General features: G+C 67.7%; 14 protein-coding genes. 4 read left to right on the forward strand and 10 right to left on the reverse strand.

Features of this window, described 5'->3' with window-relative positions; genetic code table 11:
• Positions 1-9: 9 nt before the first annotated feature.
• Entirely contained in the window at positions 10-1,914 is a 1,905-nt protein-coding gene (sppA, locus tag AC1DR7_RS05885) for a signal peptide peptidase SppA (RefSeq protein WP_256775946.1), read from the forward strand.
• Between the two features lie 97 nt (positions 1,915-2,011).
• Here sppA and AC1DR7_RS05890 read toward each other — a convergent pair whose 3' ends face one another.
• Positions 2,012-2,242, reverse strand: coding sequence for a hypothetical protein (locus tag AC1DR7_RS05890; RefSeq protein ID WP_457318955.1), 231 nt, complete (start codon positions 2,240-2,242; stop codon positions 2,012-2,014).
• Positions 2,243-2,413: 171 nt separating this feature from the next.
• On the opposite strand from AC1DR7_RS05890, the gene AC1DR7_RS05895 reads away from it, so the two are divergent.
• A complete protein-coding gene (locus AC1DR7_RS05895; protein ID WP_256775944.1) occupies positions 2,414-3,190 on the forward strand; it encodes an SDR family oxidoreductase in 777 nt (258 codons plus the stop codon).
• A gap of 19 nt (positions 3,191-3,209) precedes the next feature.
• Here the strand turns inward: AC1DR7_RS05895 and AC1DR7_RS05900 are convergent, their stop codons facing one another.
• From AC1DR7_RS05900 to AC1DR7_RS05940, 9 genes are all read right to left on the reverse strand, one after another.
• Positions 3,210-3,998, reverse strand: a complete 789-nt coding sequence (locus AC1DR7_RS05900; RefSeq protein WP_457318956.1) for a hypothetical protein — start codon at positions 3,996-3,998, stop codon at positions 3,210-3,212.
• A 60-nt stretch (positions 3,999-4,058) separates the two neighbouring features.
• Complete coding sequence (locus AC1DR7_RS05905) at positions 4,059-4,862, reverse strand: DUF4124 domain-containing protein (RefSeq protein ID WP_457318957.1); 804 nt, start codon at positions 4,860-4,862, stop codon at positions 4,059-4,061.
• A gap of 44 nt (positions 4,863-4,906) precedes the next feature.
• Positions 4,907-5,467, reverse strand: a complete 561-nt coding sequence (gene tsaC / locus AC1DR7_RS05910; RefSeq protein ID WP_256775941.1) for an L-threonylcarbamoyladenylate synthase type 1 TsaC — start codon at positions 5,465-5,467, stop codon at positions 4,907-4,909.
• A gap of 59 nt (positions 5,468-5,526) precedes the next feature.
• On the reverse strand, positions 5,527-8,031 hold the full coding sequence (locus tag AC1DR7_RS05915; RefSeq protein WP_478051319.1) for a DNA topoisomerase I: 2,505 nt from the start codon (positions 8,029-8,031) through the stop codon (positions 5,527-5,529).
• Positions 8,032-8,221: 190 nt separating this feature from the next.
• A complete protein-coding gene (locus AC1DR7_RS05920) occupies positions 8,222-9,130 on the reverse strand; it encodes an RDD family protein (protein ID WP_256775939.1) in 909 nt (302 codons plus the stop codon).
• Positions 9,131-9,173: 43 nt separating this feature from the next.
• Positions 9,174-9,968: a GYF domain-containing protein gene (locus tag AC1DR7_RS05925; RefSeq protein WP_256775938.1), complete on the reverse strand. Its 795-nt coding sequence runs from the start codon at positions 9,966-9,968 to the stop codon at positions 9,174-9,176.
• A 37-nt stretch (positions 9,969-10,005) separates the two neighbouring features.
• Positions 10,006-10,479, reverse strand: a complete 474-nt coding sequence (locus tag AC1DR7_RS05930) for a DUF494 family protein (protein WP_256775937.1) — start codon at positions 10,477-10,479, stop codon at positions 10,006-10,008.
• A gap of 42 nt (positions 10,480-10,521) precedes the next feature.
• Positions 10,522-11,661 (reverse strand): DNA-processing protein DprA, encoded by a 1,140-nt coding sequence (dprA, locus tag AC1DR7_RS05935; protein WP_457318959.1) that lies wholly within the window; start codon positions 11,659-11,661, stop codon positions 10,522-10,524.
• Positions 11,662-11,734: 73 nt separating this feature from the next.
• Positions 11,735-12,865 (reverse strand): LysM peptidoglycan-binding domain-containing protein, encoded by a 1,131-nt coding sequence (locus tag AC1DR7_RS05940; RefSeq protein ID WP_457318960.1) that lies wholly within the window; start codon positions 12,863-12,865, stop codon positions 11,735-11,737.
• Positions 12,866-12,991: 126 nt separating this feature from the next.
• Between AC1DR7_RS05940 and def the strand changes: the two genes are divergently transcribed.
• Both def and fmt read left to right on the forward strand, forming a co-directional pair.
• Entirely contained in the window at positions 12,992-13,504 is a 513-nt protein-coding gene (gene def, locus AC1DR7_RS05945; protein WP_256775934.1) for a peptide deformylase, read from the forward strand.
• A 99-nt stretch (positions 13,505-13,603) separates the two neighbouring features.
• Positions 13,604-14,527 carry a methionyl-tRNA formyltransferase gene (gene fmt / locus AC1DR7_RS05950; RefSeq protein WP_478052655.1) on the forward strand — a complete coding sequence of 308 codons (924 nt, stop codon included), beginning with the start codon at positions 13,604-13,606 and terminating at the stop codon, positions 14,525-14,527.

Below are 14,527 nucleotides of genomic sequence, written 5' to 3' on the forward strand. Positions count from 1 at the left end.
GTTTTCCCCATGAACCAACCCGCGCGTCGCAATCCCGTCGCCAGCTTCTTCATCGGGCTGTGGGATGTGATGAACTTTACCCGCAGGCTGATCCTCAACCTGGTCTTCTTCGGCCTGCTGTTGCTGGTGCTGATCCTGTTCGTCGTCGCGATGGGCAAGAGCGCCACCGCGGGCAAGTCGCTGCAGGACCGCACCACCCTGGTGATCGCGCCGGAAGGCAAGCTGGTCGAGCAGTACAGTGCCGATCCGGTCAGCCGCGCGCTGGCCAAGGCCGTGGGCGACAACGGCGCCGACGAGGTGCAGCTGCGCGACCTCATCCGCGCGATCGAAGCCGCCCGCGACGACAAGAAGATCGAACGCGTCGTGTTGCAGCTGGACAAGCTGCAGCCCAGCGGTTTCGCCTCGATGCGCGAAGTGGTCGCCGCGCTGCAGGACCTGCGTGCCTCGGGCAAGCAGGTGGTGGCCTTCAGCGAGAACATGAGCCAGTCGCAGTACCTGCTGGCCGCGCAGGCCAACGAGGTCTATCTGGACCCGATGGGCGGCGTGGTGCTGGAAGGCCTCGGCCGTTACCGCCAGTACTTCCGCACCGGCCTGCAGGACAAGCTGGGCGTGGACGTGCATCTGTTCAAGGTGGGCGAGTACAAGTCCGCCGCCGAGCCGTACGTGCTCGATGCGGCCTCGGCGCAGGCCAAGGAAGCGGATCTGTTCTGGATGACCGATGTGTGGCAGCGCTACCTGGGCGACATCGCCAAGGCACGCAAGCTCGATGCCGCACAGCTGGCCGCCGGCATCGACACCATGCCCGAGGGCATCGCCGCCGCCGGTGGCGACCTGGCCAAGTTCGCCCTGCAGCAGAAGCTGGTCGATGGCCTGAAGACCCGTGAGGAAGTCGAAGACCTGCTGGCCGATCGTGGCGTGGCCGATGAAGACGCCGATGGCGGCTTCCGCAGCGTCAACCTGGACAGCTACCTGTCGGTGCTCGATACCCGTCGTTCGCCGGTGGACTCGCGTCCGCAGGTGGCGGTGATCGTGGCGGCCGGTGAAATCGCCGGTGGCGACCTGCCGGCCGGTCGCGTCGGTGGCGTGTCGACCTCGGCGCTGCTGCGCGAAGCGCGCGACGACAAGGACGTGAAGGCCGTGGTGCTGCGCGTGGATTCGCCGGGCGGTGAAGTGTTCGCCTCCGAGCAGATCCGTCGCGAAGTGGTCGCGCTGAAGGCCGCCGGCAAGCCGGTGGTGGTGTCGATGGGGGATCTGGCAGCGTCCGGTGGTTACTGGATCAGCATGAACGCCGACCGCATCTACGCCGATCCGTCGACCATCACCGGGTCGATCGGCATCTTCGGCATGATCCCGAACGTGGCCCGTTCGCTGGACAAGATCGGCGTGCACACCGATGGCGTGGGCACCACCCGCTTCGCCGGTGCGTTCGACATGACCCGTCCGATGGATCCGGCCGTGGGCCAGGTGATCCAGTCGGTGATCAACAAGGGCTACGCCGATTTCACCGGCAAGGTCGCCGACGCCCGCAACAAGCCGGTCGAGGCGGTCGATGAAGTCGCCCGCGGTCGCGTGTGGAGCGGTGCGCAGGCCAAGGAACGTGGCCTGGTCGACGAATTCGGCGGGCTCAAGGCGGCGGTTGCCGACGCCGCCAAGCGCGCCAAGCTGGGCGGCGTGGACAAGGTCCGCGTGCGCTACATCGAGAAGGGCGCCACCCCGTTCGCGCAGTTCATGAGCGGCTTCGCCGGCAGCCACGCCGGTGCGTGGATGCTGGGCGAGTCGGGCATGGCGCGGCTGATGCTGGCCCGTTCGATGCCGGAGCTGGATACCCAGCTGCGCTTCGTCGAAGACGCCGCCCGCGATCCGCGCGGCAGCGCCCCGGTGAAGGCGTTGGCGTATTGCTTCTGCGGGTTCTGACCGGTTGCAACGCGAGATGAAAAAGCCCGGCGAATGCCGGGCTTTTTCTTGGCTCTACCGCGTGCCGCCACCCCATGGGGTGGCGTTGCCGCATTGGTCAGGGTGTTTTGGCTGCGTCGTTTCCTGCGTCATCGGCGGCACGGGGGTCCGGCGCCTTTTCCAGCATGTCGCGCGCGGCCTTGGCCTTGTCGAGTGGCTGCTGCATCGCATCGCGCAGCGCGGTGGCCTGCGGCGCCGGCGGCGTGTCCGGTGCCGGCGCTGGCACTGGTCGGTTGCAGCCGGTTGCGGCCAGCAGCGCAATCAACGGCAGGAGAGTACGGATGTTCATGGCACGCGCCTCGCGATGGGCCGGGGAGGGCAGTGTCGCACCGTCGCGCAGGCCAAGTGTGATGGCGGGTGCGCCGACGGTGCGCGAGTGCTGCGCTATCCTTGCGCCGGACGCGTTGCACGGTGCAACGCGCCGGCAGCAGGGGGCAGTGCCCCGACGCAGGAGACACATGTGAGCGCGCAACGTTGGCGACTGGACGGACAGACCGCATTGATCACCGGCGCCAGTGCCGGCATCGGCCTGGCCATTGCGCGGGAACTGCTGGGCTTCGGTGCCGACGTGCTGATCGTCGGCCGCGATGCCGACGCGCTCGAAATGGCACGCGATGAACTGGTCGACACCTTTCCCGATCGCGAGATCCATGGCCTGGCCGCCGACGTCTCAGATGACGAAGACCGCCGCGAGATTCTGGACTGGGTCGAAGACCACAGCGATGGCCTGCACCTGCTGATCAACAACGCCGGCGGCAACATCACCAAGCCGGCCACCGAATACACCGAAGACGAATGGCGCGGGATCTTCGAGACCAACCTGTTCTCGGCGTTCGAACTGTCGCGGTACGCACACCCGTTGCTGGCCCGGCATGCGGCCTCGGCGATCGTCAATGTCGGCAGCGTGTCCGGGCTCACCCACGTGCGCAGCGGCGCGGTGTATGGCATGACCAAGGCGGCGATGCACCAGATGACGCGCAACCTGGCGGTGGAATGGGCCGAAGACGGCATCCGGGTCAACGCGGTGGCGCCGTGGTACATCCGCACCCGGCGCACCTCCGGTCCGCTGTCCGACCCGGATTACTACGAAGAAGTGATCGACCGCACCCCGATGCGCCGCATCGGCGAGCCCGAGGAAGTGGCTGCGGCGGTCGGGTTCCTGTGCCTGCCGGCGTCGAGCTATGTCACCGGTGAGTGCATCGCGGTGGACGGCGGTTTCCTGCGTTACGGGTTCTGAGGCCGGGCAACGGCTGGGGCTACGGCACGGCGCAATCGCTGTCGGCGAGGATCGCCTGCAACCGCTCGCGCTCGGCGATGGCCCTGGCCTTGTTCTCCGGGGCGGCGAAACGCTCGCTGCCACGTGCATCGCGGAAGCGCTGCTGCCAGCTGCTGCACCGCTGCGCGTCGGCGACGGCTTCGCACTGATCGCGGATCACTTCGCACCCGGCCGCATTGACGGGCGTGTTGCCGCCCAGGCCGGTGACGGTCATCAGCACGCAGTGCGGCGGTGCCGGCTCGCGCTCGTGCAGGTAACGGTTGCCGTCGCTGCCCTGGCACTGGTAGATCTCCGGCAGCGGCGCCTTGGCCACCGCTGCGGCGTCCTTCGCGGCCGCCGCCTCCTGTTGCGCCTGGCGGCGGACCACGTCACTGTCCAGGATGGCGTTGCCTTCGGCTTCCACCGACGTCTGCACGTCGCCCTGCAGGATCGGCAGTGGGGCGTGCTGGAGCATGTCGGCCATGGCGGTTGCATCGACCACAGGCGCGATGGCCGCTGGCGCGGCAGTGCCGGCAGTTTCGGCGGTCCCCGGCGGTTGGCGCGACGCGGGCGCCACGAAGCGCTCGATGCGCTGCGAGCTGCCCGCCGGGCAGGGCTTGTTCTGCACGGTCAGCGCGCCGTCGGCGTCGGTGCAGCGGAACAGCACCACGTCATCGGCCCGCGCGGCGGCAGACGCACACAGCAGGGCGGCCAGCAGCAGCGCGCGGGTGGGCAGCGCGGGGCGAGTCGAGCGCGACGCGCACAGGGTGGGAGCGGAAGCTACATGCATCGGCGTGGGTTCGTGCGTGTCGTCGACAGCGCCAAATGCGCCTGCACATTGAAACACGCGTTAGCGGCAGTCGCGGTCCAACCGCGCATCAACGCTGCGTTGCTCGCGACTGAGCGCATCGCGCTCACCCTGCAACGCGCTGTTGTACTGGCGCACCAGCTCCCAGCGGCGGTCCTTGAGGCGCGAACAGACGTCCTGCTGCGGCAATGGCGTGCACTGATCGCGCACCAGCACGTTGCCGGTCGGGATCACCGTGTCGGTGTAGGTGCCCGGGTAGCCCTGGCGTTCCCCTTCCCACTGCGTACTGCCGCCGCCAATGCGGATGCTGCCCCCGCCGTGGCGGCCGCCGCCGGAGACGGTCAGCGCACCGCCGCTGGACTGCACCGACCCCGCGCCCATCGGCGCGATCGGCGGCAATGGCTGCGGCCGCGGCGGTGGCCGGCCGCCGCCGGGAGGGCGGTAACCGGGCCCATAAGGGGCGTACACGCTGGTCCACACCGGCACCCAGCGCGGATTGCCCTCGTCGCTGTCGCTGGTGTAACGGCCGCCGTCATCGCGCACGCATTCGTACAGGGGCTGCGGCGGTTGCACGTGCACATAGCGCACTTCGCGCTGGGGGGCAGCGGGCGTGGGCGCCTGATCCGGATCGCGGTCGCTGCGCACCACGCGCGGGGCGGGATCACGCGGGCGCTGCATGTCGCGCACTTCCTGGCGGCCATCGCGGCAGGGCGCATCCTGCAGCGCCACCGCGCCGTTGCTACCCACGCAGCGGTACACGCGAACGTTGGCGGCATCCTGCGCGGCCAGTGGCAGGCTGCCGGCGCATAGCAGCAGGGACAGGCTCAGGGCGGTCAGTCGGTGCATGGCCACAGTGTGCGGCTTTGCCGGCACGCACGCAAAACCCGGGCTCAGCTGCGCAGGATGTCGCCGCTGAGCGCGTCGCGGATCGGGGTCGGCTGGGCCAGCCCGCCGGTGTCGCCGTCGATCAGTCCATCCAGCAGGGGCAGCAACGCCGGGTCCAGCTCGGCGCGGGTGCGTGCCGGTGGGCGACCGGCCAGGTTGGCGCTGGTGGACACCAGCGGGCCGCCCCAGGCGCGGCACAGCGCGGCCACCCGCGGATGGGCGCTGATCCGCACCGCAATCCCGCTGTGCTCCCCGGTGATCCAGCGCGGCGCGCGCGGGCCCGCCGGCAGGATCCAGGTGTGCGCGCCGGGCCAACTGGCCAGCACGGCGGCCTGGCGCGATGCGGGCAGCGCCTGCAGACGCACCCAGCCCTCAAGCTGGGCCAGCTCGGCCGCCACCAGGATCATGCCTTTCTCGACGGGACGCTGTTTGATCCGCAGCAGCTTCATCACCGCCGGCTCGTTGCCGGGGTCGCAGCCCAGGCCCCAGACTGCTTCGGTGGGATAGGCGATCACCCCACCGGCGCGCAGCGCAGGCAGGGCGGTATCCAGGGTGAGTACGTTCATGCCGGGATTATCCCCCCGCTACGGCACAGGGGGATAGACGCAGCGCGGCGAAAGCCGGCTCAGGAAGCGGCTTTCTTGACTGCTTTTTTCACCGCTTTCTTGGCGACCTTCTTCGCCGGGGTCTTCTTGGCTGCCTTCTTTACCGCGGTTTTCTTGGTGGCCGTCTTCTTGACCGCCGCCTTCTTCACCGTCTCGCCCGCCGCCTTCTTGGCCGGGGCCTTCTTGGCGGCGACCTTCTTGGTGGCCTTCTTGCCGAAGCCCTTGCGCACCGGCTTGCCGGTTTCTTCCATCAGCTGCTGCACGTCGGCCAGGGTCAGCGACGCCGGCTCGCGATCCTTGGGGATCTTGCCGTTCATCTTGCCGTCGCTGATGTACGGACCGAACCGACCGTTCAGCACCTGGATCTCGCTGCCCTCGAATTCCTTGATGATCCGGTTGCGCGCGATCTCTTCCTTTTCTTCGATCAGGAAGACCGCCCGGGCCAGGTCAATGGTGTAGGGGTCATCTTCCTTCTTCAGCGAGGCGTAGGTGCTGCCACGCTTGGCGAACGGGCCGAAGCGGCCGATGCCGACGCTGACATCCTCATCCTTGTCCTGGCCCAGCGCGCGCGGCATCAGGAACAGCTCCAGCGCGTCTTCCAGGGCAATGGTGTGCATCGACTGGCCCGGACGCAACGAGGCGAACTTGGGCTTGTCCTCGGCGTCCTCGGCGGTGCTGCCGATGGCCGCGTACGGCCCGAAGCGGCCCAGCCGGACGCTGACCGGCTTGCCGGTCTTGGGGTCGGTGCCGAGCTCGCGCGCGCCACTGGCCTCGGCACGGTCGACCGATTCGTTCTTTTCCACCACCAGCTTGTTGAACGGGTCCCAGAAGCGGGCCATCAACGGAATCCAGTCTTCCTCGCCACGCGAGACGGCATCGAGTTCGTCTTCGAGCTTGGCGGTGAAGTCGTAGTCCACGTACTGGGTGAAGTGGCTGGACAGGAACTTGGACACCGCTCGGCCGACGTCGGACGGGCGGAAGCTGCGGCCTTCCATTTCCACGTACTTGCGGAACAGCAGCGTCTGGATGATCGAGGCATACGTCGACGGACGGCCAATCCCATATTCTTCCAGCGCCTTGACCAGCGCCGCTTCGGTGAAGCGCGGCGGCGGCTGGGTGAAGTGCTGGTCGGCCACGATGCGATCGAGCGGCACGCGGTCGCCGGGCTTCATCGCCGGCAGCTTGCGGCCTTCGTCGTCGTCCTCGGCGCTCTTGGTGTCCTTGCCTTCTTCGTACACGGCCAGGAAGCCGGGCACCACCACGGTGGTGCCGCTGGCGCGGAACACGTGCTCGCTGCCGGCCGACAGATCCACGCTGACGGTGTTGAGCGTGGCCGGGATCATCTGGCAGGCCACCGCACGCTTCCAGATCAGCTCGTACAGCTTGCGCTCGTCGTCGGTGAGGAAGCGGGCGACCTGTGCCGGGGTGCGCAACGCCGAGGTCGGACGCACGGCTTCATGCGCTTCCTGGGCGTTCTTGGATTTGGTCTGGTAGGTGTTGGGCTGGTCGGGCAGCGAGGCGATGCCGTAATCGCGGGCGATCACGTCGCGGATCTCGGCCAGCGCGTCCTGGGACAGGTTGACCGAGTCGGTACGCATGTACGAGATCAGGCCGACCGTGCCTTCTTCTTCGCCGATGGCCACGCCTTCGTACAGCTTCTGCGCCACCTGCATGGTCTTGCGGGTGGTGAAGCCGAGCTTGCGCGAGGCTTCCTGCTGCAGCGTGGAAGTGGTGAACGGCGGGGCCGGGCGACGCTTGCGCTCCTTGCTGGCCACGTCGGTGACGTGCAGGGCGCCCTGCGCCGCCTGCTGGATGCGCAGGCGTGCCGCTTCGGCGGTGTCGCCGTCGGTCACGGTGAACTGTTCGAACTTCTGCCCGTCCAGCTTGATCAGGCGCGCATTGAAGGGCTGCGACGGATGCGCGCAGGCGGCATCGATGCTCCAGTACTCGCGGGCGATGAAGGCTTCGATCTCTTCCTCGCGCTCGACGATCATGCGCAGCGCCGGGCTCTGCACGCGGCCGGCGGACAGGCCGCGCTGCACCTTGCGCCACAGCACCGGGGAGAGATTGAAGCCGACCAGGTAGTCCAGCGCGCGACGCGCCTGCTGGGCATCGACCAGGTCGCCGGCGATCTCGCGCGGATGGCCCATCGCTTCCTTGATGGCACGCGGGGTGATCTCGGTGAAGACCACCCGCTGCATCGGCTTGTCCTTGACCAGCCCGCGTTCCTTCAGGATCTCGGCGATGTGCCAGCTGATCGCTTCACCCTCGCGATCCGGATCGGTTGCCAGGAAGATGTCGTCGGCGGTCTTGGCAGCCTTGACGATGGCATCCACGTGCTTTTCGTTCTTCTCGATGAGGTCGTAGCGCATCGCGAAGTTGTTGTTGGGGTCGACCGCGCCTTCCTTCGGCACGAGGTCGCGCACATGCCCATACGAGGCCAGGACGGTGAAGTCCTTGCCGAGGTATTTGTTGATCGTCTTGGCCTTGGCGGGCGATTCGACGATGAGCAGGTGCTTGGGCATGTCAGTTATTTCTTTGGGCRGCGGCCCGGGGGAGGGCGCTAGGGTGGAGCAAATGGCCGCATTAGTGAAGGGCAGCGGGCGATATCCATAAACTGAACGCCCGGGTATGCGCCGGGCGTTCAGCTTCTTTCTCTTATTAGAGGAATCACGACGGGCCGCTCGTGTCAAGCGGCCCGGTGTGAGGATCCACTCAGGACATCGAGCTGGCGATGACCCCGATCATGGCGATGCCCAGCCCGATAGCGGCCACCGTGGCCAGGCCGGAAATGACCAGGATCACGATCGTGACGGTACCCAGGCCCGGTTCCTGCAGGTGTTCGTTCTCGGTGTAGGCCCATTTGTCGACCACCACCGTGTCGCAGATCATGTCGTGCAGGGCCTGCTTGCGTTCGGTGAAGGCGGCCATGATGAAACCGATCATCAGGGTCAGGCTGCTCAGCAGGAAACCGAAGTAGCGGCCGATACCGCGGCCCAGCGTGAGGCGTTCGCCGTTGCCCCGCACCACCTTGATGCCAACGGCCATTTTGCCCAGCGTCGCGCCGCCCGCCGAAGAATGGAAACCGGCGTAGTAGGCAACGCCCACCACCAGGCTGGCCGCCATCGCCAGCAGGCTCATCACCACGCCCACCGATTCGTTGCCCGACACCGCGCCGATCCCGTTGAAGATCAGGCTGATCGGGACGTTGATCACACCGACCACCAGCGAATCGATGAAGTAGCTGGCAAAGCGCTTCCAGAAGCCGGCATAGACCACGTCACCGCCACTGACCACCGCCGTGCCGGCATAGCTGCTGGCCGCCGGAGCCGTGTACGGCGAATGGGTACCGCCCCCGGTGCCGGGCAACGGCGCGGTGCCGTTGTCGATGGCGGTGTAATCGCCACGCAGGTCGAAGCCGCTGCCGAGGTTCTCGGCCGCGCTGGACAGGTTCTGCAGCTGCAGCTCGTCCACCGCTTCAGACAACGGTTTCCACTGCGGATAGCCTTCGCGCCACACCAGCGTGGCCAGGTTGATCTGCGCGCGCTGGAAACGCAGGCGCAGCTCATCGGCCGTCAACGGGCCCTGGCGTTCCTGGCCATCGGCGAAATACCACTCAGTCATTGCGTCAATCCCCTTTGATTCGTCCATGGACATCGGTCCGGTGTCAGCCGCGGCAATCGAGCGGCAGGTACTTGTCGTCGGCTTCGGAGGTGCAGGTCCAGTGCTGCTGGTCCGGGTCGTAATCCAGCCACAACAGCTTGCCGTCCAGCTTGGTCTGGTCGGGCACCGACAATGCCGCTTCGATGCCGCAATGGCTGTTGTCGAAGCGACCGATATGCACCGCCGCCAGCGCGCCGCTCGCGTAGTCTTCGGCCGCCTGGAAGCCTTCATCGGCATTCACCGGGCAGCGTCCGTTGGTGCTGACGAACTCGACCATCTGCAGCTTGATCGGCGCCAGTTCCGCGACAGCCTGCGTGGTTTTCGCGCGCAGCGTGTATTCCTGATAGGCCGGCAAGGCGATCGCGGCGAGGATGCCGGCAATGCCCACCAGCACCAGCACGCACACGCCGGCCACCAGGCCTGCGATCGCGCAGCCGGACAGGCCCTTGCGCGGCGGCACCGTGCCAGCGGCGAGGGGGGCGGTCGTCGGCGGCGGCGTCGCCACCGGTGGAACCGGCGCGGGGATCTGCGGTGGCACCGGTGCCACCGGCTCCACAGGGACGCTCACGGTGTCGATATCGGCCGGGATGACGGGATCGGATGCGCTGGTCGGGGGCGGCACCAGGACCAGACCGATCTCGTCGGCGACCTCGCGCAGCGGTTGCCACTGCGCCATGCCGTCGCGCCATACCAGCGTATCGGCCGCGATGCGGCTGGACTGGTAAAGCGCGATCAGCTCGTCAGACGCCAGCGGCCCACGCTGCTGGCGATTTCCTTCTGCATAGAACCACTGGCCCACGGCACGCTCCTGAATGCGCAAGGCGCCCAGTGTACGGTCAGTGGAGCGGTTCCGGTTCGTCAATGAACATCTGGGTTTCCATCCAGGCGTACGCCGCCTCGGAACCGGGCTGGTTGAACAGCACCATCAGCACCACCCACTTGAGGTCGTCCAGGTCCAGTTCGTCCTGGTCCAGCGCCATCGCCCGGTCCAGCACCAGCTCGCGCTGGTTGGCGTCGAGGATGCCGTGCTGCTCCAGGAACATCAGGAAACCACGCCCTTCGACGTCAAGCTTGTCCAGCTCCGGCCCGTGATAGATGCGCACGGGGCCATCGACCCGGGCCAGGGTCACGGCAGGCCGCTGGTCGGCCAGGGCATCGAGCCAGTCGAACGCTTTCTTGATTTCGGTGGGGCTGAAGCCGGCCTGTATCAGGCTGTTCTGGAGGGTGTCGCGGTCACGGACAAGGTCCGGATCCTCGCTGAAATAATGTTCGAACAGGTACAGCAGGACATCCAGAATGCTCTCTTTCATTGCCCCTCGGCCTGCGTCAACGACGCTGTGGAGGTGAAGAAACTAGGGTTTTCGACAGTAGCGCCCGTAATGGGCCACCACCTTTCCATCCAGTTCCATGATCAGCAGCATGGCCGACAGCTGGGCCGTCGTCAATCCGCTGCGCTGGATCAATGAATCCATACCCGTTGGGTTGTCATCCAGTGCCTGCCACAAGCGCTGGTAGTTCGGGTCGGAGAAGGGAGGGGCGCCTCGCGGCGTGGGTCGTGCCTGTTCAGTGGGGGCGTCCAGCCGGCTTCGCAAGGCCTGGCCGAGGCTGCCGGCCAGCGCGGTCAGCCCGGCGATCACCTCGTCAGGATGCTCCACCAGCTGGGCACCCTCACGGATCAGCCGATGGCAGCCACGGGCGCGCGGATTGCGCACCGAGCCGGGCACGGCGAAGACCTCGCGGCCGGCCTCGGCGGCCAGCCGCGCGGTGATCAGCGCACCGGAGCGATGGGCGGCCTCGATCACCAGCGTGCCCAGCGCCAGCCCGGCAATGAGCCGGTTGCGTGCGGGGAACTGATGCGCCTTCGGCGCGATCCCGGGCGGGTACTCGCTGACCACGGCGGCGCGCGCGGCGATCCGCGCCTGCAACCCGGCGTGGGCCGGCGGGTAGGTCTGGTCCAGCCCGGTGGCGACCACCGCCACGGTCAGTCCGCCCGGTACCTGCAGCGCGGCGTCATGGGCCCGCCCATCGACCCCGGCAGCCAGCCCGCTGACCACCGACAGACCGCTGCGCGCCAACGCCCCGGCAAATTCCGCGGCCAGCTCGGCGCCGCTGGGGGATGGGGTGCGGCTGCCGACCACGGCCACCCCGGGATGCCACAACGCGGCCGGGTCCCCCTGCACGAACAGGCCCGGTGGCGCCTCCGGCTGGTGGCGCAGCAACACCGGGTAGTCCTCGCCGGTGATGGACAGCAGGTGGTGGTCCGGTTCGGCCAACCATGCCTGTGCGCGGGCCAACAGGGCGGGATCGGGTGTCGCCAGGCGGCTGCACTGGCCGGGGCTGCAACCGGCCGCGCGCCAGGCAGCCGGGCCGGCGCGCAGGGCGTGGCCGGCATCGCCGTGCTGCTCCAGCAGGCGGCGGCGCGAAAGCACGCTGCCGCCGGCCAGGGCCAGACGCAGCACGGTGTCGGAATCATCGGTGAGAAGGGGGCTCATCCCCTCAGGCTAGGCCGCATACGCCGACGGCGCCCTGGGGCGCCGTCGGAGTGTTGCGTCAGGAATTGCCGCGTTACTGCGCGTCGGGGTGCTTGGCCGCGTAGCCGACCTGGACCGGCTTGACCCCCTGCATCACCAGCGCGTAGCTGACCTTGTCGAAGGTGCGGAACACCATCGCATGGGCGGCGTACTCGTCGGGCAGGGTGATCCGGCCGGCGCCGTCGGTCAGCGAATCGTCCATCCGCGACGAACCGGGGTACTTCATCGTGTTGGCCACGTGGCGGCCCTGGCGCCACAGCGACACTACGGTGCCGTTGTCGATGCCATTGGCGCTGCCGGCGGAGATGGCGATGACATCACGCGGCCCCCCGGACAGGAACATGTCCGTCACCGCCAGCACGCGGATGTCCAGGCCTTCGCTCTGGGCCGCCGGGACATGAGGGAAGAACTGCAGGTCGTAAGGATTGGCTTCGACCGGCACCAGACGATCGCCGTTGCGTACTTCACGCGCGCCGATCTGGGTCTGCAGGGCGATGGTGGTCACATCGACATTGCCGGAGGCAACCTTGGTGACCGTGCCTATGTTGACCTGGGCCAGCTCGTAGCCCAGCGTCTGGTTGCGCTTGCTGGGCACGAAATAGTTCTTCCAGACGTTGCCGCTGCCCGGCGTGACCTCACCGCGGGCGGTCAGCTCTTCGGTCGGCTTGGGCAGGGCGTAGCGGACGGTCGGACGGACCACCGCGTAGCGCTGGCCCACTTCCGCCCCGTCCAGGCCGCGCACGTAGGCAACCTGGCCGTTGGTGGCGCGCAGGCGGTTGTCTTCCAGGCCGGCCACGAACGGCAGCGACTTGATCTCATCGACCACGCTGAGCTGCTTCAGGAACGGTTCGACCTGATCCAGCGGGATCGCATTGATCGGCGCTTCCTGGCGCGGGCCGGGCTGGGCCACGACGCGGTCCAGGTAGGCCAGGCTGAGTACGTCGCCCGGGTAGATGAGATGCGGGTTCTTGACCTGCGGATTGGCCTGCCAGATCTCCGGCCACAACCACGGCTTTTTCAGGAAGCGCGCGGAAATGTCCCACAAGGTATCGCCCTTGCGGACGACGTAGGTATCCGGGTGCCCGCCATTCACTTCAACGGCGGTAGCATAGGTGGCGACGGTCAACATCGCCACGGCGACGACCGTACGAGTACGTTCAAACATAGGTGTGGTGCCTGATTCCCCAACAGGTGCCCGCACTATAGTCCAGAAACCGGGGCGCAGGGCAAGCGTTGGCGATAGAATTGCGACGTACGCCGCTTTGACCGGCGCCCCCTACCGGTATTTGCCATGGCTATCCTGCCTATCCTCGAGTTCCCCGACCCGCGCCTGCGCACCAAGGCTGCGCTGCTCGAACCCGCCGAAGTGACCGCCCCGGCGTTCCAGGAACTGATCGACAACATGTTCCACACCATGTACGACGCCCCGGGCATCGGCCTGGCCGCCAGCCAGGTGGATGTGCACAAGCGCTTCATGGTCATCGACGTCAGCGAAGAGAAGGACACCCCGCAGGTGTTCATCAACCCGGAAATCGTGGCCAGCGAAGGCGGCCAGGTTTACCAGGAAGGCTGCCTGTCGGTGCCGGGCATCTTTGCCGATGTGACCCGCGCCAACGACATCACCGTGCGCTACCTCGACCGCCAGGGCCAGCCCCAGGAGCTGACCACCGATGGCGTGCTGGCCGTGTGCATCCAGCACGAGATGGACCACCTGGACGGCAAGCTGTTCATCGACTACCTCTCGCCGCTCAAGCGCGAGATGGTGCGCAAGAAGCTGGCCAAGCAGCGCAAGCACGTTGCCTGAGATGGCCACGGGCACGGCCGCGCGGGCTGACCGCGCGCCGCACCCGGTTGTTCGGCGCCGGTCACCGGCGCCGTTTTACTTTCTGCAAGTGGGGTTGCCATGAAGATTGTCTTTGCCGGTACGCCGGAGTTCGCCGTGTCCTCGCTGCGCGTGGCGGCGCGCCACCATGAAGTGGTGGCCGTGTACACCCAGCCGGACCGCCCGGCCGGACGCGGGCGCGGGCTGATGCCCTCGCCGGTGAAGCTGGAGGCGATCGCGCGTGGCATCCCGGTGTTCCAGCCGGAAACCCTCAAGACCCCCGAAGCCCAGCAGCAGCTGCGCGACCTGCAGCCGGACCTGATGGTGGTGGTGGCCTACGGGTTGATCCTGCCCAAGGCCGTGCTGTCCATCCCCACCCACGGCTGCTGGAACGTGCATGCCTCGCTGCTGCCGCGCTGGCGCGGCGCCGCGCCGATCCAGCGCGCGATCCAGGCCGGCGACACCGAAAGCGGCGTGTGCCTGATGCAGATGGAAGCGGGCCTGGATACCGGCCCGGTCCTGCTCAAGCAGCACGTCGCGATTGGCGCCAGCGATACCGGCGGCCACCTGCACGACCGCCTGGCCGAGCTGGGCGCGCAGGTGCTGTCCGATGGCCTGGGCCTGCTGCGCGCGGGGATCAAGCCGATTGCCCAGCCGCAGCCGGAGGCCGGGGTGACCTACGCGCACAAGCTGGACAAGGCCGAAGCGCGGCTGGACTGGGCACAGGATGCCCAGGCGCTGGAGCGCACCGTGCGCGCCTTCAATCCGTGGCCGATCGCCGAGGCCACGCTGGCCGGCGAACGCGTGCGCATTCACGGCGCGGTGGCCCTGCCGGACAACCAGGGCCAGGCCCCGGGCACCCTGCTGGCAGCCTCGCGCGACGGCATCGACATCGCCTGCGGGCAAGGCGCGCTGCGCCTGCGCGTGCTGCAGCGCGAGGGGGGCAAGGCGATCACCGCCGCCGACTACCTCAATGCGCGCCGTGACCTGGTCGTGGGCGCCTGA

Source organism: Stenotrophomonas sp. P5_A9 (genome assembly GCF_056400525.1).